We start from the raw sequence: 22036 nt of genomic DNA, 5'->3' as shown, positions 1-22036 counted from the left end.
GGCTGTCACCGTCAAGCTCGAACCGGAGGTGTGACGTGGACGACCAGCGCTTGCCACGATCGATCGGGAAGGCGCTGATGGTGCTCACGGCGCTCCGCGAGGGCGGCACCCCGATGCGGCTGACCGAGCTCAGCGTGCGCACCGGGATCGCCAAGTCGACCACCCACCGCATGCTGTGCGCCCTGACCTCGGCCGGCCTGGTCGCCCGCGTCGGCACGCACTACCAGCCGGCCCGGCCCGCGTCGCCGAAGCCACGCACCCACCGCGAGGTCCTGCGACTGGTCGCCCCGTTCCTCGGGGACCTGTTGGTGCGCACCGGAATGACCGCCGGCCTGGCCGTGCTCGACGGCGCCGAGGTGGAGTTCGCGCACCGCGTCTACGGCCACCGGCACGTGTGGGGCCCGTGCGACGACAGCGGTCGGTCGCCGGCCCAGATGTCCGCCGCCGGGCGGCTGCTGCTGGCCAACGACGAAACCGCCGCCCGCAACCTCGTCCGTCTGGCCGGCCTCGGCCCGTCCGAGACGGCCGAGCTCGGCGGCGACCTCATACGCATCCGGCAGCGCGGCTTCGCCGAACTCACCGGCCCCGACGGCTCCACCTGCCTGGCCGTGCCGCTGCGACTGCCCAAGCCGCCCGTCGTCGCCCTGGTCCTGGAGGACGCCGGCAACGAGGCCGATCGGGCGCGGGCCCTGCTGTGGCTGCGCCGCGTCGCCGACGCCGCGATGCGCGAGGTGTGCTTGGCCGCCTAGGCCGTTCTTCGGTCGACGACCCAGGCCGCGAGCTGGGAACGTGATGTGAAGGCCAGCTTCTTGGTGATGTTGGCCAGGTGCTTCTCCGCCGTGCGGATGGAGATCACCAGGCGCGCGGCGATCTCCTTGTTGGACGCGCCGGCCGCGACCAGGTCGGCGACCTGGCGCTCCCGGCCGGTCAGGGTCTCGGGGCCGTCGTCCGTGGCCTCGGCGATGACGGTGGCGAGCTTGAGCAGGTGGTCGACGGCGTCGTCGAGGCCGGCGCGATCGATGTCGGGCAGCCGCCGATTGCCGCCCAGGTGCCGCCACACCGTGTTCGCGACACCGAGCGCCTCGGCCGCCTGCTGGGCCGGACACACGGAGGCGGCGATCCGGGCCACCGTCTCACCCAGCGCGGCCAGCCCGAACAGGTCGTTGAACTGGGCCTTCAGCCGCAGGCTCGTCACGGCGTGCCGAGCGGCCTCGGCGTGACGGCCCACGCGCCAATGGGCCAGGGCGAGCGCGTGGTGCGCGTAGGACTGGGCCCAGCGCTCGCCCCGAGCTTCGGCGATCGCGAACGCTTGGGCGGCAAGGACTTCGGCCCGGGCGAGGTCGCCTTGAGCGGCCGCCGCCATGGCCGTCGACGCGTAGGCCAACACGATTCGACAGTCGATCACGTTGGCCCGCAGGTAGAACTCGGCGGCGCGGGCATGGTGCCGCTCGGCGAGGGCGAGCTCGCCGTTCGCGAACGCGGAGCCGCCGGCGACCAGCAGGGCGTTGGCCATCATCAGCGGATCGCCCGTCTCGTGGGCGATCGCGGTCGCTTCCTCGGCGAAACGCCTGCCCTCGGCCAGTTCCCCGAGCGCGGTCGCGGCGTACGAGTTGAGGCACAACGCATCCTGGCGTATCGCGGTGGGCAGCGCGTCGATGCTCAGCACCTGATCGAGCCAGCGCCGGGACTCGCCGATCCATCCGCACGGCCAGTAGAAGGACAGCGCCGTGGCCAGCCGGGCGGCGGCGAACTTCTGCTCGCCGAGGCCGAACTCCAGTGCGGCACGGAGATTGCCGTGCTCGCGGCGAATCTGCGTCAGCAGCTCGATCTGGTCGGGGCCGCACCACTGCCGGGCGATGCCCTCGACCAAGCGGCGGAAGTGGTCGAGGTGCCGGCGGCGGAACTGCCGCTCGTCGCCCGATTCCGCCAGCCGCCGCAGGCCGTGGTGGCGGATGGTGTTGAGCATGCGCAGCCGGGTCACGCCGCCGACTTCGTCCCGTACCAGCACGGACTTGTCGACGAGGGCACCCAGCAGCCGCAACAGCGCCGTGGCGGTGATGCGCTCGTCGGTGCACACCGCGGCGGCGGCCTCGACCGTGAAGCCGCCGGTGAACACTGACGCCCTCGCCCACAGGCTTTGCTCGTCGGGAGTGCAGAGCGCGAAGCTCCAGTCCACCGCGGCGATCAGCGTCCGCTGGCGCGTCGGCCGGGCCGCGGCCTCGGGCGTGAACAGCGTGAACGTGTCGTCCAGCCGGGTCAGGACGTCGTGCGCCGACATCACCCGCAGCCAGGGCACCACCAGCTCGATCGCCAGCGGGATGCCGTCGAGCCGCGAGCAGATGCCCAGCACGGTGTCGCCGTTGTCGTCGTTGACGGTGAAGTTCGGCAGCGCGAAGGCGGCCCGGTCGGCGAACAGGGCGACGGCGTCGTCGGTCACGTGACGGTCGGGCTGGTAGCGGTCGGGCACCGGCAGCGGGCGGATCGGCAGCAGCTGCTCGCCGGCGATACCGAGCACGTGCCGGCTCGTGGTGAGGAAGCGGACCTCCGGCGCCGCGGCCAGCACCGCCGTGACGAACTCACGGCAGGCGGCGACCATGTGCTCGCAGTTGTCGAGCACGATGAGCATGGATCTGGGGCTGAGCCAGGAGATGAGCTGCCCGGCCTCCCGCAGGCCGAGATGGGTGGCCGCCACCTGCGGCAACAGCGCCGGGTCGGTCACCGCGTCCAGTTCGATCACGGCCACGCCGTCGGGGAAGCGCGCCTCGTGGGCCAGCCGGCGGGCGATGCGGGTCTTGCCGACGCCGGCCGGGCCGAACAGGGTGAGCAGCCGCACGCTGCCGAGCAGGCGGCCGGCCGTCGCGAGTTCGGCGTCGCGACCAACAAAGGTGGTCAGCTGACAGCTCACGATGCGCTCCCGCCACGGGGGATTTCGAGCGTCCGAACGTAATGCAACGACCGGACCGGCCACAATCCCCGCGCTTGGTGAGGCTGACCTTGAGGATTGTCGACGCTTTTCACCCGATTTGATGAAAATGGCGAATTAATCGACGTTATTGGCCTTGTGCGCGGCGGTCGGCGACCCAGGCCGCCAGCTGCGCTCGTGAGCTGAAGCCGAGCTTGCGGAGGATGTTGGCCAGGTGCTTCTCGGCCGTCCGCGTGGAGATCACCAGCCGGGAGGCGATCTCCTTGTTGGACGCCCCCGCCGCCGCCAGCTCCGCCACCTCGTCCTCACGGCTGGTCAGCACGGACGGCGCCTCGGCGTGGGCGGCCGCCAGCACGGTCGCGAACTTGAGCGTGTGCACCACCGCGTCGTCCACCTTCGCCGCGCTCGCCGCGCCCTTGGCGTGGATCGCGTCGAATCGCTCGTCCCCCAACGCCTTGCGCGCCGCGCGTTCGCAGCGCTTGTGCGGCACCGCCCAGTTGTCCGAGGCCAGGAACGCCGCGCCGCCCGTGTGCCGCCACATCGAGCTCGCCACGCCAAGGACCTCCGCCGCCTGCGGCATCGCCCCGGCCGAGGCCGCGATCCAGGCGATCAGCTCGACCAGCATGGACAGCCCGAGCACGTCGTTGAACTGGTCCTTGATCCGGATGCTCGTCATGGCGTGCCCGGCCGCCTCCGCCAGCCGCCCCAACTGCCAGGTCGCCAGCGCCACCGCGTAGTGCGCGTACGAGCGCGTCCAGCGTTCCCCGTGCTGGTCGGCGAGCTCGATCGCCTGCTCCGCCGCCGTCACCGCGCGGTCGAACCTGCCGGCGAACGCCGCGCACATGCCCAGCGCCGCGTAGGCCAGGATCGTCTGGCAATCCGTGACTTCCGCCGCCGCGTAGTGGTCCACCGACACCTGGTAGAGCGACAGCCCGTAGTCCAGCTCGCCGCCGACGAACGCCGCCCCGCCGTACGCGAGCATCGCGTTGGCCATCATCAGCGCGTCGCCCGTCTCCCGGGCGATCCTCACCGCCTGTTCCGACAACACCTTGCCGGCCGGCACCTCGCCGAGGGCGATCGCGCAGTAGGCGTTGATCCACAGCGCGTTCTGTCGGACGTCCGTCGGCAGGTTCTCGACCTCCAGCACCCGGTCCAGCCAGCGACGCCCTTCGCCGATGAAGCCGCAGTCCAGCCAGTAGTACTGGAGTGCGTTGGCCAGCCTCGCCCCCGTGACACGGCGCTCGGGATCCGTCAGCGCGAACTCCAGCGCCGAACGCAGGTTGTTGTGCTCGCGCCTGGTGTCCGCCGCCAGCTCAACCTGGTTGGGGCCCAGCCACTCCTTTTCGTTGCGCTGCGCCAACATGAGCTGATAGTCGAGGTGCCGGCCGCGGATTCCCCGCTCCTCACCCGACTCCGCCAGCAGCTGCAAGCCGTACTGCCGGATCGTGTACAGCATGCGCAGCCGCGTCACGCCATCCACTTCATCCCTGACCAGCACTGACTTGTCGACCAGACCGCCCAGCAGCCTCAGCACCGCCGTCGCCGGAATCCTCTCGTCCGCGCACACCGCCACGACCGCCTCGACCGTGAACCCGCCGCTGAACACCGCCGCCCGGGCCCACAGCGCCTGCTCGTCCGGCGCGCACAGGGCGTAGCTCCAGTCCACCGCCGCGATCAGCGTCTGCTGCCTCGACGGCCTGGCCGCCGCCTCCGCCGTGATCAGCGTGAACGTGTCGTCCAGGCGGCTCAGCACGTCGTTCGTGGACAGCACCCGCAGCCAGGGCACCACCAGCTCGATCGCCAGTGGAATGCCGTCGAGGCGGGAGCAGATGCCCAGCACCGTGTCCCAGTTGTCGTCACTGAGCCGGAAGTTCGGCAGCGCGTACATCGCACGGTCCGTGAACAGCGTGACCGCGTCGTCCACCGTGTCCTCGACCCGCTCCGGCACCGCCAGCGGCCGCACCGGCAGCAGCTGCTCGCCCGGGATACCCAGCACGTGCCGGCTGGTCGTCAGGAAGCGAACCCCCGGCGCCGTGTCCAGCACCTCGTTCACGAAGTCCCGGCACGCCTGCGCCATGTGCTCGCAGTTGTCCAGCACGATCAGCATGTTCTTGGCGGACAGGAACGCCAGCAGCTGCGGCATCGGCGCCGTCGAGACGTCCCTCAGACCCAGCTCCGCCGCCGCCACCTGCGGCAGCAACCCCGGGTCCGGCACCGCGTCCAGCTCGACGAACACCACCCCGTCCGCGAAGCCCTTTTCGGCCCGCGCCGCCACACGCTGCGCCAGCCTCGTCTTGCCCACCCCGCCCGCCCCGATCAACGTCAGCAGCCGCGCCCCCGCCAGCAGCCGCCCCGCCTCCCGCATTTCGTTGCCCCGGCCAACGAAGGTCGTCACTTCGCTGATCAATTAACGCTCCCGGCCTCGCCCCTCGGCTCCGCAGAACGTAATACAGGAAATGACCACGCGCAATCCCCTCGGTTATCCCTAAGGGCCGAGGTTATTCGGGCGCAAGTCCCCATTCCGGTTGTCGGACGGTTGGGGGGATGCGGGGGTAGAGGCCCGTCCGGACGGGGGATTCGGCGGCAGCCCGTCCGGACGGGGGCGGCAGGCCGGGATGGGAGGGGCTCGGCGTGCCGCATGGAAGCGCCGCGGGTGGGGCCGCGGCGGCGGGGGGATGTGGTCGCGGGCGGGGGGTGCGGGGATGTGGGGGTCGTGCGGGGAGCGGGGCGTGTGGCGGGGGTTCTGGGAGGCGGGGGTTCTGGGGTGGGGTGAGGTTCGGAGGGAGTTTAGGAAGCGGGGGGTGTGGGCTCCAAGGGGTTGTTCTGGATCCTGGAACGTTGAGAGGTGAGTGGTGGCGGCAGAGCAGCCAAACGCCAGCAGCTGTAGGGGTGGGCGAGGCTCTGCCGGGAATTCTGCGGTGGGTCGCGTGGATTTTGCGCGGAGCCACTGATCGATGTCGCGAAGGGCTAATGCGGGTAGGCAGGCCTGCCCTTCGCGAAGTCAATTGTACGACATCGATCCCCTCCACGCAAAATCCACGCTTCTTTGGGAGGTTAGGGGGTGGGGCGCTGGAGGGGTATTGGTTGGTCGTTGGGAGGTCCATGCTCGAATGACTGATATGGCCGTTGGGAGGTCCATGGCTGAATGGCACCTAACGCAGGAGCGCCAGGATTGCCAGGGGTGCCAGGGTCGCCGGAATCGCCGGAGTCTCCAGGGTCGCCGGAATCGCCAGAGTCGCCGGAGTCGCCGGAGTCGCCGGAGTCGCCGGAGCGCGATTATGCATGAAACATTCACCCGTTAGTGATTCGAATTCGATCATGTGTTCTAGTAATATGGAGACATGGAAGAAATCAACCGAGGGTGGGAGGGTGTGGCGCCCTGCGGGGCGATGGTGGATCTGCTGGCGGGGGTGGATGTCGAGCGGCTTAGTGAAGAGCAGAAGGTCACGGCTTACATTCTTGCGCGCAAGATCGGCGCGTTTGCCAGTGCAGTGGAGTTGGCGGTGCTCAATCAGGTGGAGGACGTGACGGAGTTGGCTATGGCGGCTAGGGAGCCGGAGAGGGCGGTGGGGAGGCAGAAGGAATTCAGCGGGGTGGTGAAGGCGCTGCCGCGAATGGTGGGGCAGCTGAGGCGCGGGGAGATCGATCTGCGGCGGCTGGAGGTGGTGTACGAGCGAACGGTCCATATGGGGGATCCGAGCCTTGTCGCAGAGGTGGAAGACGGCTGGTGGGGGTGGCGGCGGGGCTCAACCGGAGCCAACTCGCACGGCGGGCCACCAAGCTGGTGGCCCAGGTCGACCCGGAGGGCTACCAGAGGCGCTGCCGGAAGGCGGAGAAGGAGCGGCGGGTGGAGTTCAAGCCGCTGCCGGACGGGATGGCGCAGATCAAGGCGATCCTGCCGGCGGTGCGGGCCAGCATGGCGCAAGAGCTGCTCAGGCAGGACGTCGCCGGCCTGCCGGCGGATGAGCGGAACACGGATCAGAAAAGGGCCGACGCGTTTCTCGAACGGTTCCTGGGCAACGCCAGGGAGCGGGAGGTGCAGGTCCACGTGACGGTTCCGATGGAGACGCTGCTGGGCCTCACGGAAGAGCCGGGGCTGCTTGACGGGTACGGGCCGATCGCGGCGGGCATGGCCCGTGAGCTGGCGATGCGAGGGCCGTGGCGCGGGGTGCTGCTCGACGAGTACCGGCACGCGGTGGCGATGAGCACGAAGAAGTACCGGCCAACCGCGCGTATGAGGGAAATGGTGAAGGTGCAGGACGGCGGGGTGTGCACGGCGCCGGGGTGCACGAGCCCGATACGGGAACTCGACCACGTCATTCCCTGGCCGAAAGGGAAGACGACGGCCAAGCAGCTCAAAGGGTTGTGCGCATGGCATCACCACCGCAAACACGACAACTACCGGGTGACGCTGGACGCCGAGGGCAATGCGCGGTGGACGACGCCGCTAGGGCGCACCCACACGGTTACGCCCCACCGGTACTGAGTTACACGGGGGAACCGATGGAACGGCCGAAACGCACGGGATCGGCCACGGGGCCGGTCGAGGCGCGCAGCTTGGCGGCCTCCTCCAACTTGGCCAACTGGTCGCCGCCGCCGATCTCGCCCAACAGGATCCGACCGTCCTCGACGCCGAGCACCTGAAAACGGGTGCCGGGCAAGAAGACAATAGAATCCAGGTCGGGCTCGAAAAAACCGGTGCGACGGCCGCTGTCGGACCAGATGACGAACTCGGCATCGCCCGGCAGAGCAACCTCGGGGGCGGTGACGGCGTTCAAGAAGCTGACCTCGGTGAGGATGGCCCCGGCACGGTGGGTGCCAGGATCCACAGCGCCGCCACAGAAAGCGACACCCTCGTAGACGGGCAGGCGCTGAAGGCCGGAAATGACGCAACTCAAGAACGGCAGCAGGGCGTCGACATCGCCGGACAACAGGGCCTCATCGGCCTTGCGCTCGCCGGCGGCCAAATAGACGAGCACCGCCACCAGATCGGTGACAACGGACTGCAATTCGCCCTCGCGGAGCGAAGGATGCTGAATCAACAACCGCAGCACCCGGCTGGCATACGAGTCGTACTGGTCGCCGAGAGTGCGACGCACCCAGGCCCGGTGCTCGTCCAAAGCGGTCTCGGCGGCGACCAGAGTGTCGAGCATGGTGTCGACGTCGATGCCGGGATCCACGAGGAAAGGCTCGATCCGGGCGGGCACGGGCGGCGGCTCCACGGGGGCCGACCACGTCTCAACCGAGGCGGCGGAACCGGTGAGCTGCACGAGTTCCATCTGACGCCGCAACAACACCATGGTCGGCAGGTCGTCGCCGATGTCGTAGTTGACGTCGACGTCGACGGAGGTCGGCACCGGGTCCGAAGGCTCCAAAGGAACAGCCACGACCGGCGACTCGACAACGGGAGCCTCGACAACGGCCGGCACCAGAACGAAGTCGTCGACAGCAGCAGGCTCTTCAACCTCGGGTTCCAGAGCCTTGACCGGGGCCTCGCCGAAGACCAGACGCACCACCCGCTGCGTCTCCGCGTCCAAGCCGGCGAACAGCTTCGCGCCGGCCACGCTGACCTCGTCCCCGACGGGCTCCCCCGGCACCCCGACGGTCAACCGCGCCCACTCCGGGTCCACCGGCGCGGCCCGAACGACGTCGACGGACGTGGTCCCGGCGGCCCGAACCCACAACCCGGCGGCCACGGCCTCGACGACGACGTTGGCGGAGAGCTCCCACAGCCCGGGCCGCAACGGCTTCAGCCCACCAACGGGCGGACGGGCGGCGACGACCTCCGGCGGTTTCCCGGGCCGATACCGGAGCTCGGTGGCGAAGGACCGCCAGGTCGCGCGGCCGTCCCCGGCCACGATCCCGACCTCGATGCCCCGCTCCGTGGACAGCGGCAGCCCGTTGTAGGCGATCACGGGCCGGCCGATGGTGTCGGCGGCGAACTGCCCCAGGTCGGCCCCGAACGACGCGAACCGGACCCGACGCCGGATCTCCTCCGGCAACGCCTCCCACAACGCCCGCAGGTCGGCCGACGGCAGCCGCCCTTCCTCCGGGCCGCCCAGCACAACGGTCAGCACGTCCATCCGCACCGGCACACCGAAAGCCAGGGTCGAATGCCGGCGGGTGGCGGCGCTGGGCGTCGCATGCAGCCACAGCCCGGTCGGCACGGGCTCCGCCACGGACACGGGACCGGCCCGCCAAGGGGCCGTGGTCATGAACGACTCCCACTCCGGCGACGGGAATCGGGCGCCGAGGGACTCGCTGGGCTTGTCAGGGTGGAAGCTGCGCCAGGCGCCGGTGGCGTGGGCGTTGGCGACGAACGTGGAGCCGCCGGGCACCGGCACCAGGGTGCCGTCAGGGGCGACGACCTCGGCGTGCAACTGCTCGGACAGCCACTGCGCCGCGATGGCCCGGGTCGGCCCGCTGCCGGAGGCGCTGCCCGCGCCGGACACGGCCAGCCGCACGGGCCCGCGCCCGCGCAGGGCCTGCACCAGAGCGCTCCAGTAGCCGCCGTTGTCCCCGGAAGGGAAGTCCACCACGACCATCGTGCGCCCCGGATCGCCCGGCACCGAGGCGGCCAGCGCCATCGCGTGCCAACCGGGCCCGGGCGGGGCCGACACGATCAGGGCCGCCCCCACCTGCCGGGTCTGGAACTCGACGACCGGCGGCTGCGCCTCCGCGGGCACGGGGCGCTGCGGCTTCGACCGGCGCGACTTCAACCAGTTGATCACGAAGGCTCACCGGGGACGGGGGACACGCGCACGCCCCCGATACTGCCAGGTCCCCCCAGACACCTTCACCCGGCCGGGTGAACAGCGGCGTCGGCGATGGTCGACGCCAGCAACCGCGTCGAGGTCTGCGCACCCGGGTTGACCAGGGCATCCACCTCGTGCTCGGCCAGCATGCCAGCCAGCTCCTCAGCGTTCACCACCTGCCACGCCTCGGCCCGCACCCGGCCGCGGTGCGCCGGGGCGGTGGTCACCAGCAGCGACAGCACGTCGTCGGGCGCTGGGGCGATGACCGGCCGCTGGTGCTCGTCCAGCGCGACCCCGAACTCGGACTCGCGCAGCACGGCGAACAGCGCGTCGGCGTCGACCTCGCCGTCGGCCATCAGCCGCAGCGCGGCGTCCACCGGGTCGGTCGGCGACTCCGGTGTGGCCGGCTCGTAGTCCGGGTTCGGCTCGAACCGGCCGACCGCCCCGTCGGCGGCCACCAGCCAGCCCCCGACCACGGCCTCGGCCGGCGGGTTCTGTCCCGCCGATCGACCCTCTTCGGCTGGCTGCCAGGCCGGGTCGACCAGCAGCATCCACTGGTCATCGGACATCTGACGTCATCTCCTCGATCAGCACCGGTTCGAAGCCTAGCCCCAACCGCTTCATGTCCTGGGCGACCGCGGCGGCCGCCACCGCGGGGCCGCCCTGGGCGTAGGCCCGAGCGACGCCCTCCAGCACGTGCGACAGGGTCAGCCCGGCGGTCACGGCGTCACCGGCCTGCCGCAGGAGCTTGCCCACCACACCGGCCTTCTCCAGCAGGCGCATGGCGTGCGGCATCGCGGACGCGAGCTTGCCGGCGGCCGCCTCACCCTCCAGGGCCCGGGTCCCGTCCACGGCGTCCTTCGCCGATGACACAACCAGGTCGGTGGTGTCGTCGTGGGCGCCGTGCCCGGCCAGGCTCGCCGCCAGGCCGTGCTCGTCGAGAGACGCCGTGGCGGGCGTGTCCGGGATGGGCTCCAGCAGGTGCGGGTTCACCGGCTGCGGCGTCGGCTCGGGCCGCCAGCCGCCGGTGGCGATCCACCGCCGGACGCGGGACGTGCTGGTGGACGAGAAGCTCGCGCCCAGCACCCGGCCCTCGTGCACCAGCGGACCGTCGCCGGCGGCTCGGCTTTCCGTGACGCCGTGCGGCACAGTGCTCTCGCCGGCGGTGTGCAGGGTGACCACGGCCTCCCGCGAGTTGGCGCGGCCGGGCTCATACGCGCCCTGGATCCCGTTCTCCGGCACCAGTTTCTCGACGTCGATCGCCCGCGTCTTCGGCGGCGTCATCCGCTCCAGGTGCCGCGACACCAGGTGGATCAGGTGCTCACGGGTGTCCGAGGCGCGGAGCTTGCCGGTCGCCTCGGCGGTCTCCTTGGTGTTGCCCAGCATCGAGCCGTTGCCGTAGCCCTTGATGTGCGCCTCCGGCAGCGGCAGCCCGTCGCCCTGCCGCTCGATGGCCAGCTCGGCCAGCTTGCGCGCGAAGTCGTCCAGGCGCTCGGACCGCAGGCCGGGCTCCAGCGTGGTCTGCTTGCGTCCGAACGGGACAGTGACCGGCTCGTGCTTCACCGGCTCGGACAGCGGGCCGTGCTCCCCCACCGCGTTCAGCCGGACCGGGCGGCTCGCCCTGCCGGCATCATCGTCCCAAGTGGACTTGCCGGTGACGGTGAACCGCCGCCGGACATGCTCGCTGACCGGCACCGGCACCCAGCGGTCGTGCCGGTCGAGGTACCGGTCGGCGATGGCGCGCACCGAACCGGCCAGCTTCGGGTCGGACGCGATGTGCGACAACACCGTGGCGGTGACGATGTCCGGCCGCTGGTGCCTGCTCGCCGCCTTGTGCACGGCCGCGAGGTCCAGCTGCCCGCCGTTGGCCGGCAGCTTCGCCACCGCACTGTCCACAAGGGACTTTGCCAGGGCGATCGTGCCGGCACGGTCGGACAGTCCGATCCGGCCGTCCGGCCGGACGTGGTCGTGTCCGGCGTACTTCCAGCCCTTCTGCATGGCGTGGACCATCTCGTCCACCATCGCGGCCTCGTGCCTGGGCAGCACCTCGCCGTAGACGTTGAAGTGGCCGCCGCTCTCCAGCCCGGTGAACCGGTCGCCGTCGCGGTGCCCGAACCGCATGATCGTGCTGCCGCCGAGCGTCGTGTCGGTGAGGTCCTTGCGCTGCAACGCCTTGTGCAGGTCGTGGGCCAGGCCGCCGGGTCCGGTCTGCGCGCCGGCCTCGCACGCCAGCAGCATCGTGGTGCGCCGGCCGTCGCCGACGGCCTTGAGGAAACCGCTGCTGCGGGCGGCGATCTCGCCCATGGTGTCCGGGCGGACGTGCACGGTGCCGAGGCCGCGGACGTGCAGGCCGGCGGTGTACGGGTTGGCGTGGAAGGCCAGCACCGCGGACTCGTCGGCCATACCCGGGCGGCTGGTGACGAGATCCGAGTCGATGGCGCCGCGGTCCTTGCCGTCCGCGTCGTACTGGTAGACGCGGTCCGGGTTGCCGCCACGGGCCCACCGGTCGGCCGCGCGCTGGTCGGATTCCTCCTTGTAGAAGGAGGTTCCGAACACCTTGCCGGACGAGTCCCGCAGGTCGGTCTGGGTGACCCGGCCCATCGGGAACCGGCGTTCACGGCCGGCGGCGTCGTGGCCGCTGAACCAGTCCTGCCGGGTGTCGGCGTGGCTGTCCGCGTGCGGCATGGAATCCACGCCGCGCTTGGGTTCCTGCGACAACTGCGCCAGGTGGTGCTGGGTCAGCTTCTCGCCGGTGTGGTGCTCGGTCAGGCCCAGCGCGGTGCCGATCTTGTGCGCCAGCTGCTCGCCGGTGCTGTCCGGGCGCCACGTGTCGTGCCGGTCCGGGCCGGACTCGGTGATCTTGGCGCGGACGTCCGCGTCCAGCCGGTCGTCGACCCGCTCCAGCCGCACCCGGAAGTGGTCGCCGTTGGGCAGCCGCTCGTGGTTGAACTGCTGGTCCGCGCCCTGTTCCAGCTTCTTCCACAGCTGGTCGACCTGGTGCGGCGTCCGGGTGCCGGGCTCGATGTGCACCTTGACGGTGGCCTCGCGGACCCAGGTGCCCGGTTTGACCTCCATCCGGCGCATCTCGTAGTGGAACCGGTTCTGGCCGACCTGCGGCCGCACGAAGTTCAGCGGCGCGTCGTCCCGGACGAGGTCGATGTCCGCGTGCGACACCGGCTCGTGGCGAGTCGGCCCATGAGGGGTCGACTCAGCGTCCTCGTCCGGCGCGGAGACGATCCGCTCGCGGTCCTGCACGAGGTGCTCGCCCTCGGCGTGCATCCGGTCCAGCAGCGCGTGGTTCTGCTGGAAGCCGGCCAGGTCGCCGTCCCGCAGCGCCCGCATGGACCGCTCCCGCACCGCGCCGGCGTTCGCCATGTGCACGGCGCCGTTGTGGGCGTTCAGGTCCAACTGCTGACGCTGGTGGTTCAGATCCTCGTCCAGCGACGCGGTGACGTGCTCCTCGTCGTTCATCCGGAACTGCGGCCCGAGGTCCAGCGCCGGCAGGTGCTGGGCCGGCGGCGTCGGCTCGTCCCGTGACGGCGGCGGCGTCGGGTTCTGCCGGGCCAGCGCGGCGTCCCGCTCCCGCCGGGCGGCCCACCACGCGTCCTCGGCCTCCCGGGCCCGACGGTAGGCGTCGACCGCGGCGGCACGGGCCTGTTGGCGGGGCTGGTCGACGGCGCGGATCGGCGCCATCAACCGGTTGCGGTCCAGCACCAGCTGGCGGCCGTGCTCGGTGGCCTCGCCGAGCTGCCGCTCCAGGTCCGTGATCCGGTCCAGGTGGCCGCCGGCGTAGGCGTCCCACAGCTGCTGGCGCAGCTGGTTGACGTGGTCGTTGTGGTCGCGCTGGTCCTGGAGGTTCTCCGCCAGCTCGTCCCGGTGCTGGTCGCGCAGCTGGTCGATGCGCGGCCTGGCCCGCAGGTACTCGTCGTCCACGGCGTGCTGCGCGGTGACGACGTCCTTCTCCGCGTCCTGCCAGTTCTTCTCGGCGTCGCGGACCCTGTCCTGGGCGTCCGAGACGTCCCTGGGCAGCGAGCCGTCGTCGTACACCCGGATCCGGGACGAGTCGTCGAACTTCAGCGTGACGCCGCGGTCGCCCTTGACCAGGCGGATCTCGGTGTCGTGCAGCACCACCTTGGTCCGGCCGGAAATGGACGTGGAGCTGCCGGTGGCCGGGTGGACCGGGCCGCTGGAGCCGAGGTTGCGGTTGTTCTCCATGCCGCCGCGGTCGAAGTAGACGCCGGTGCCGCCCGCGTTGACGTCCCGGTGCTGGGCGCTGTGCGGCGGGTCGGTGACGTTGCCGCCGAGGCCGCCGATGATGGCGTTCACCGAGCCGGACACCGACCGGTTCACCGAGGTGTCGATCGAGCTGTGGTCGGTGCGGCCGCCGCCGAGGTCGACCGAGTCGCTGACGGTGGCCAGCCGGGGGTTGGTCAGCTTGACGTACGCGGTGACGCCGGCCTCCTTCAGGCCCGGCAGCTCGACCGGCCCCTTGGCCATGGCCGGCATGTTGGCCTTGATCACCTCGGGGGTGAGCGTGGTGGTCAGCGCGTGGGCGGCGGTGGTGTTGAGGTCGCCGGCCAGCTGCCGGGCCTCGTGGCGGATCTCGTCCACGTTGCCGGTGAAGTCGTCCACGTGCAGCTCGTCGGGCAGCCGCTCGCCGTCGCGCTGCCACTGCTCGTGGTCGCTCGGCGGCGTGTCGCGGAAGTGCTCGACGGTCGCCTCGTGGCCGACCGGCCCGTTGGTGGCGGTGCTGACGTCGTCGGCCAGCTTGCGCACCACCAGGTCGTGCGGGTCGGAGTCGGAGACCGCCAGCGACTCGCCCTTGTGCTTGAACTCCAGCTGGAAGGTGACCGGCAGCTTGTAGCGGGCCTGCGGGCCGCCGGCCGAGCTGCTCTGCGTGATGTCGGTCGAGTCGTTCCTCGTTGTGCTGTGGCCGGTGGAGTGGCTCAGGCTGAACGAGGTCGCGTTGTTGACGGTCATGCTGGCCGACGAGTCGGGCAGGTGCGGCAGGCCCGTGCCCAGCAGCCGGCCGCCGACGCCGGAGCTGGCGTCCTTGCCCTTCATATCGGCCTGGGACAGCGCACCCGTGGCGTCGTGTGACAGCGTGCTGCCGTCGTTGCTGACGCCCAGGTACGTCGCGCCCTCGTCGGTCGGCCGCGCGTGCAGCACGACCTCGTAGTTGTCGTGGGTGAACACGTTGGGCTTCGGTGTCATCAGCGAGACGCCACCGTTGAGCGCACTGTCCACAAGAGATCGAACACCGTCCTGAGAGGACTGTTCGTCCATCCGGCGCAGGTTGCCCATGGCGTCGTCCAGCACGGACTGCGGCAGCAGCTTCGGGCCGAGCTCGCCGAGGTTCGCCCGCAGCGACGGCACCAGGTTCACCAGGTCGCCGGTCGGCTCCACGTGGCCGAAGCCGATCGACGGCCGCTCGGTGGCCAGGGTGCTCGGCGTCGGCAGGCCCGGCTTCGGGCCGATCGGCGTGTCGCCGCCCAGGTTGTGGTCGGGCAGCGCGCCCATCTGCCGCGCTTCCTGCTCGGTGACGCGGACGAACACGCTGTCCGGCAGCTCGACCGTGCGGCCGGCGGTGCGGACGTCGGTGTCGTGCAGGATGCTCGTCTGCCGCGACTCCGCGACCAGGTGCACCCGGGCGTCCATCTGCACCAGCACGGTCCGGCCGTGCGGCGAGGAGACGCCGTGCTCGGCGGTGCCGCCCAACGACTTCGTCAGCTTCGACGTCCACGTCCAGTTGCGCAGGCTCGCCACCGCGAACACGCCGGCGCGGCCCTTGGCGTGCGGCACGTCCGGGGTCAGCGTCAGCGCGTTGCGGGACGCGGAGGTGCCCAGGTTCAGGCCGAAGGAGTGCTGGGTCTGCTTGCCGCCGGAGGCCGAGTAGCCGCCGGAGTCCTCGTGCTTCAGCGAGATGTCGTCCGAAATGGACACGATCCGCGGGTTGTCCAGTTCCATGGTCATGGCGACCGCGCCGACCCGGTCCGCGAGCCGGCGGTTGTGCTGGAGGCCGTCCACCTGCACGCCGTGCTTGACGACCTGCGGGTCGGCGGTCAGGTTCTCCGGGCTGAAGGCGTGGTGCAGCGCGTCCGCGCTGACCGTGCCGTTCAGCGACAGCGACCGGTCGCCGCCGGCCGCGTCGGCCAGGACGTCCTCCGCGGCCTGCTGGATGTGCTCGGCGCCGATGATCGCCTCCACCCGCTGGAACTCCGGCTGCCGGGTGCCGCGGGCCTGCGCGCGCAAGTCGTTGATCGACGGCGGCGTGTCCATCCGCGTGGTGACGTGGTTGTCCACGTGCGGCGCCGCCGCGGTGCCGCGGGTCAGGCTCTCCGGCACCATCACCGTGACCTCGCCGCGCGGCGGCCGGCTGAGGCCACCGGGCCGGGCCACGTGCGGGTTGTTGTGCACCTCCGGCACGTGCTGGCCAGGCGTGCCGGGCGTGATCCGGCGGATCCACGACCGCACCCGGCTGTGGTCGCTGACGGTGACCTCGTAGTGCACCTTGGCCTTGAAGCCGTGCACGTCCTCGCTGCCGCCGGTGGACAGCTTGTGTCCGGTCGACGGACCGGCCTCGGTGGAGTGCGCCCGCTGGTAGCCGTACTGCGCACCGATCGAGGCCGTCGGCGCGCCCTTGACGTGGCCGCCGTCGAACGGCGTGGTGACCCGGCCGTCCGCGTAGACCGTCACGCCCTTCTTGGCCGTGTTGGAGACGCCCAGCTTCGTCGACGTGGCACCGGATCCGCTGATGGCGTGGTCCGGGGCCGTGCCGAGGTGCTCCAGTCCGGTCAGGCGGGCCCTGACCGTGACGGTGACGTAGCGGTTGAAGAACAGGCCCGGCTTCTTGAGCCGGATCTTCATGCCCTTGCCGAGCATGCTGTTCATGTTGGCCTTGAGGTGCTCGTCGGACAGCTTGGTGTCCAGCTCGCGCCGGTTGGCCGCGGCCAGCGCGGTGTCGCCGCGCGAGGCCTCCTTCAGCTTGTCGCTGCCGAAGTCCGGCGCCAGGTCCTTGAGATCCTCGTTGCTGCGCAACGTGTCCTCGACGCGCTCACGCACCTCGTCGCCACCGGACAGGTGGAACACCTTGGCCAGCCCCAGGGACTTGCCGCCGGCCAGGTAACTCGGCGCGTGGTGGGCCTGCGGCGTCGGCTGGAAGCCGCCGTGCGCGCCGTTGGGCACGACGAGACCGGCGTGGTGCGCCTCCAGGCCGGACATCCGGACGTGCGCGGAGGCGCCGTGCACGGTCACCGGGTTGTGCCCGATCACCTGCATGTGCAGCCGGAAGCCCAGCTTGTACAGGCCGCTGACGCCCTCGGACTCCAGCACCGACTCCCACTTCGCGGCGTCGCCCACCTGTGTGCCGAGACTGTCGGTCTTGCTGAACGCGGTGGTGATGCTGGCGCCGGCGGCGATGCTGTGCGTCGGGTCGGCGATGCCGGCCCCGCTGCCGCCCAGCCAGAGCTCGCCGCCGGTGGTCGAGGTGTTCGACCGGCCGGGGCCGCCGGACCCGCTCAGCGTGGAGCCGATCTTGTAGCCGCCGGCGCTGCTCTCCAGCGCGGCGTCGGCCGGCTCGATCCGCATCCGGACCGAGCCGATGCGGCTGCCGTCCGAGCTGATCAGGTCGGGCGAGTAGATCCAGTCCTTGCTCATCGCCGGCAGGTTGTCCTTGACGTTGCCGGCGCTGACGAACTGCTGCAGCACCTTGCGGCCCGGCGAGCCGATCTCGGTGATCTTCGGGTGCAGGTCGGCGGCGACCTTGTCGAAAGCCTCGCCGATGCCGTGCACCGACTCGGCCCCGAACACGCCCAGCCCGTCCAGCCGCACCGGCCGCGGCGTCGTGTCGTGCGAGGGGGTGTTGTTCTCGTGCGGGAACGCGACCGTGGCCTCGTGCTCGAAGGTCACGCCGCCGGCCGGGTTCGGGTTGACCCCGTGCTTGTCGGTGACCGAGATCTCCAGAGTTGCCTTGCCCTGCACGACATCCGAGCCGGTGTGGCTGATCGCCACCGAGTGGCCGGCGCCGTGGCCGGACTCCAGCGTGACGGTCGGGGCGGCGTGCAGGATCGAGCCGAACACGTTGCCGCCGCCGATGCCGTTGCCGGCGCTGACGCCCATGGACAGGTCGTGCTGCTTGGTCTTGGTCGTGCTCTCCGAGGTGGACCGGTCGGTGCCGCCGGAGCGCTCCAGGCCGCGGTTGGCCTCGGTGGTGTGCAGCGCGTCGGTGAGGTCCGTGCGGGCCTTCACCGTCGCCTCGTATACCTTGTCGCCGACCCGGATCTCGAACCTGCGGCCGTCGCCGTGCAGCGAGTCGAAGTCCTGTGTCACCACGTGGTGGATGGCGTCCAGTCCCTGGGCGTTCGCCCGCTCCTCGGCGCTGTGCGGCAGCTGCTCCAGCACGGCCTGCTGGGTCTGGTGGGCCAGCCGGTCGCCGTCGACCAGCTTGCCCAGGCCCAGCGAGTCGCCGTCGTGCACGTAGCTCGACAGCTGGGTGTGGTCGTACGGCTCGGGCTCGTCGTTCTCGCGGATCGAGTCCAGCGGATCGAAGGCCGGCAGGCGCGGCGCGCGCTGCGGTCGCTGGAACGGCTCTCGGGGGTGGTCCTGCTCGTCCAGCCGCAGGGCGTTGCGGTGGTTGGACGGGCCGGCCTCGGTCTCGCCGACGACGCCGTGCCGGTCGAACAGCGGCGCGGGCCGGGACGTCACCGGGTTCGGGTCGTTGCGCAGGCTGCCGTGCTCGTGGACGTAGGCGTCGATCTGCCCCCGCGTCGGCCTGGCCGGCATGCTGTCACCGAGCCGGTCGGTCAGCGCCGGGTCGTCGTACACGCGCGACAGCGGCGTGTCCATGGTGATCCGCTCGGCCCCGTAGTTCTGGATCGGGCCGCCGACCTGGGTCTCGCCGGGCACCATGAACGCGACCGCGTCGCCGTTGTGCGCCGAGACGGTCTTGTGCAGGATCATGCCGACCGGGAAGTGGTCGTCGGCCGGGTCGTAGCCGGGCACGAACTTGATGTCGTCGCCCTCGCCCATGCCGGTCCTGCTGATCGCGGCGCCGCCGGCGATGTTGCGCTCGGTCGTGAACGGCACGAACCGGGTCTCGCGGGTGTCGAAGTTCGGGTGGTCCTCCATGCCCAGCGGCGGGATCACGCCCTCCTCGACCGTGTGCCAGGTCGGGTGCCAGGCCGGGATGCCACGCTGCAACCGCAGCCCGTTGGTCAGGTACCGGTCGACCTGGCCGAAGATGTCGGCCCGGTCCTGCGGATCCGCGTCGTCGCGGAACAGGTCCTTGCTGATGAAGGCGTTGTGCTCGTCGAGCTTGTAGAAGTTGCCGACCTCGTGCGCCGGCAGGTCGTGCGGGCCGAGGTGCAGCGTCACCCCGTTCGAGGTGTGCTCCACCAGGGGCGGCGGCGTGTGCTGGCCGGTGACCGCGCCGATCGCCTTGTTCAGCCATGAGGGGGCCGGCCGCTGCCAGCCCGGGCCGTTCGGGTCGTGCCGCAGGGCGCCGTGCTCGGCGACGTAGTCGGCGACCTGCTGCTGGTTCGGCCGCGCCGGCATGTGGTCGGCCAGCGTGAGGCCGTCGTCCGGCCCGCCGAAGACGTGCGACAGCGGCGTGCCCATGTGCAGGGTCGCGGCGTCGAAGTCGTGCAGCGGGCCGCCGAGCTGCGTCTCGGAGGAGTTGATGAACGCGACGGCGTGGCCGTCGCCCTGGGTCACCCGCTTGCTCAGCACCATGCCGACCGGATGGGCCGGGTCGGTCGGGTCGTAGCCGTGCACGAAGCGGCGGTCGTCGGCGCCGCCGTGCATGCCGCGCTGGGACATCGCCGCGCCGACCGCGGTGTTGCGGTCCGCGGTGAACGGCACGTACCGGGTGTCCCAGGTGCTGAAGTCCGGGTGCTCCCGGCTGCCCAGCGGCGGGATCTCGCCGCCCAGCACGTGGTGCCAGGTCGGGTGCCACGCCGCGATGCCCCGGTGCAGCGTGATCCCGTTGGTCAGGTACTCGTGCACCTGCCCGTAGACCAGCGCCGCGTCCCCCGGATTCCGGCCGTCGACCAGTTCCGAGCTGATGAACACGTCCTGGCCGACCAGCTTGTGGAAGCCGCCGACCCGGTGCGCGTCGAACGTGTGGCCGTTGCCGAGGTCGATGTGCTCCGGCTCCGGCTCGGACGCGAAGGCGTTCTTGATCTTGTCGAAGAAGCCCCGGCGGTCCTCGTGGGTGGCCGGGCCGTGGTCCTGGTGCTGGCCCGAGCCGACCGGGTGCTCGTCGAAGTTCCCGGTGTGGAACGCGTGCGGGACCGCCTTGTTGGCGACCTCGACGTGCCGGGCGTCCCAGTGGCTGCCGGACTCGATCCGGTTCGCGATGTCGTCACGGGTGCGCTGGTCGACACCGGGCAGGTAGCGCTCCGGGTCGTTGCGCACCTCGTCCGCGACCTGCTTCCAGACGTCCCGGCTCTGGTGCTCGGCGCCCAGGTGCTCGTTCACCCGGCTGGCGAAGGACCGGCCGATGCCGGAGCCGGTGTACAGGTGGCGCTGGATCTGCGGCTCGGCCGGCAGCGGCTTGGCGTGCAGGCCCCGCGGCACCTCGTGTTCCCCGCTGAACATGCCGTGCGTGGTGTCGGGGACGGCCGCGTGGTCGTTCGCGACATCCTCGATGTCCTTGATGTCCTTGGGCTGGTAACGGGAATTCGGATTCGCCAGACCATCGCCCATCGGGCTCTTGCCGTCGTCGATCCGGTTGCGCAGATCGTGCCGACCACCGTCGATGTTCTTGGCCCGACGACCGTCGTCACTGTTGAGCACCCGGACGTTGTCGTCCTTGCCCGAGATCCGGTTCGGGTTGTCCTCGCTGTGCGCCCGGTCGTTGTAGCGGTCGGGCAGGCCGAGGTAGTGGCCGATCTCGTGCGCGTACTCGCGGTCGGTCGCGTCCAACGGGAACCGGTGCTGGTTCACCGCACCGTCCTGGTTGACCTTGATCGACTCGTGCGCCGCCGCGGGGTCGTCGTGGAACTCGACCCGGACGTGCAGCTCGTCGCCCGAGCTGGGCAGCTTGTGCTGGTTGTTGAACGCCTTGTCGACGCCGTCCTGGATGCGCTGCTTCAGTGCGTCCAGATGGGACTGGTCGACACCGGGGCCCCGGTCCAGGTGCAGCTTGACCGTGTGCTCCCGCACCCAGCGGCCCGGCTCCACCTCCATCCGGCGCACGTCGTAGTGGATCTTGCCGTCGACCTTGCTCAGGTCCGCCGGCCGGCCGTCGGCGTGCGTGCGCGCAACCTTGCGGACGACATCCGGGTCGTCCAGCCGTACCGTCCGATGTGGAGCCCGGTCGCGGCCCTCGTTGTACTGGCGGTTCCAGTCCTCTTGCGACACGTGTTCGGGCCGCCGCGGCGCCGAACCGGCGCCGGGCTCGACCGGGTGCGGAGCGGACACCTCGGTGTTGTGGTCGAACTCCGGGGCGTTGCGCTCCGGCAGCGTCTGCGGGTGGTCGGGATCGTGCCGCAGCGCGCCGTACTGGTCGACGTACGCGGCGACCTCGTCCGCCGTCGGCCGCCGCGGCACGATGGCGCTCAGCGGCCCGTGCACGTTCGGACCGAGCACCTCGCTGGCCGGGGTGTTCATCCGGAAGGTTGTCGTCTGGTAGTCCCGGACGGGGCCACCGATCATCGTCTCGCCCGGGTTCATGAAGGCGATGGCGTCGCCGTTGGCGAACGAGACGGTCTTGGTCAGCACCTTGCCGACCGGCTGGTTCGGGTCGCTCGGGTCGTAGCCGTGGATGAACTGCCGCTGGTCGCCCGGCCCCATGTTGCTGTTGCCGATGGCGACGCCCGCCGCGATGTCGAAGCTCTCGCTGAATGGCACGTACCGGGACTGGTCGGTGTCGAAGCTCGGCCGGTTCTCGGTGCCCCGCGGCGGGATCTCGCCGTTCTCCACCGCGTGCCAGGTCTGGTGGAAAGCGGCGATGCCGCGGTGCAGCGTCAGCCCCGTGGTCATGTACTGGTGAACCTGGTCGAGCACCTGCTGCTGCTCGGCCGCGCTCACCCGGTCGTCGAGCAGGTGCGAGCTGATGAAGACGTCGCGGTCCTTGACCTTGTAGAAGCCGCCGACGTCGTGCGCGTCGACGTGGTGGCCGTTGCCCAGGTCCAGATCGAACGTCGGCGGGCCGGTGAGCGTGGACAGCGCGTCGGCCGCCCGGTTCCACCACGGGGCCGGCCGCCCCTCGGACCGACTCGCCTCGGCCCGGTCGTCCTGGAGCTGCCGGGTGAAGTCCACGAACTTCTGCAGGTGCTCGGTCGGGTGTCCGCCCTGGCGCGCGTGCTCGATCTGCTGCTGGACGTGGTCGTGCACCATCCGCAGCTCGGCGTCGCTG

Annotated in this window: 7 protein-coding genes (1 of these 7 only partly in view); 2 read left to right on the top strand and 5 right to left on the bottom strand. The window is 70.9% G+C overall.

What is annotated here, in order from left to right:
* The first annotated feature begins 35 nt into the window (after nucleotides 1–35).
* Nucleotides 36–749, top strand: coding sequence for a helix-turn-helix domain-containing protein (locus AB0M73_RS16005; protein ID WP_363891360.1), 714 nt, complete (start codon nucleotides 36–38; stop codon nucleotides 747–749).
* Here the strand turns inward: AB0M73_RS16005 and AB0M73_RS16000 are convergent.
* Nucleotides 746–2905, bottom strand: coding sequence for a LuxR C-terminal-related transcriptional regulator (locus AB0M73_RS16000; protein ID WP_363891359.1), 2160 nt, complete (start codon nucleotides 2903–2905; stop codon nucleotides 746–748). The genes AB0M73_RS16005 and AB0M73_RS16000 overlap by 4 nt on opposite strands.
* A gap of 145 nt (nucleotides 2906–3050) precedes the next feature.
* Nucleotides 3051–5318, bottom strand: a complete 2268-nt coding sequence (locus AB0M73_RS15995; RefSeq protein WP_363891358.1) for a LuxR C-terminal-related transcriptional regulator — start codon at nucleotides 5316–5318, stop codon at nucleotides 3051–3053.
* Between the two features lie 1332 nt (nucleotides 5319–6650).
* Here AB0M73_RS15995 and AB0M73_RS15990 point away from each other — a divergent pair.
* A complete protein-coding gene (locus tag AB0M73_RS15990; RefSeq protein ID WP_363891357.1) occupies nucleotides 6651–7409 on the top strand; it encodes a DUF222 domain-containing protein in 759 nt (252 codons plus the stop codon).
* A gap of 1 nt (nucleotide 7410) precedes the next feature.
* Here AB0M73_RS15990 and AB0M73_RS15985 read toward each other — a convergent pair whose 3' ends face one another.
* The 3 genes from AB0M73_RS15985 to AB0M73_RS15975 all read right to left on the bottom strand — a co-directional run.
* Nucleotides 7411–9654, bottom strand: coding sequence for a hypothetical protein (locus AB0M73_RS15985; RefSeq protein ID WP_363891356.1), 2244 nt, complete (start codon nucleotides 9652–9654; stop codon nucleotides 7411–7413).
* 65 nt (nucleotides 9655–9719) lie between these two features.
* Nucleotides 9720–10247: a type VII secretion system-associated protein gene (locus tag AB0M73_RS15980; RefSeq protein WP_363891355.1), complete on the bottom strand. Its 528-nt coding sequence runs from the start codon at nucleotides 10245–10247 to the stop codon at nucleotides 9720–9722.
* Nucleotides 10237–22036 carry the final stretch of a putative nucleotidyltransferase substrate binding domain-containing protein gene (locus AB0M73_RS15975; RefSeq protein WP_363891354.1) on the bottom strand. Its footprint extends 16088 nt past the window's final position, so only the last 11800 of its 27888 coding nucleotides appear in the window; its start codon lies beyond the right edge, outside the window — the gene reads right to left on this strand; it ends in the stop codon at nucleotides 10237–10239. The genes AB0M73_RS15980 and AB0M73_RS15975 overlap by 11 nt, the downstream gene beginning before the upstream one ends.

The organism is Kutzneria sp. NPDC051319 (assembly GCF_040682195.1).
GTDB lineage: Bacteria > Actinomycetota > Actinomycetes > Mycobacteriales > Pseudonocardiaceae > Kutzneria.
This window is presented reverse-complemented; position numbering and strand designations above follow the sequence as displayed.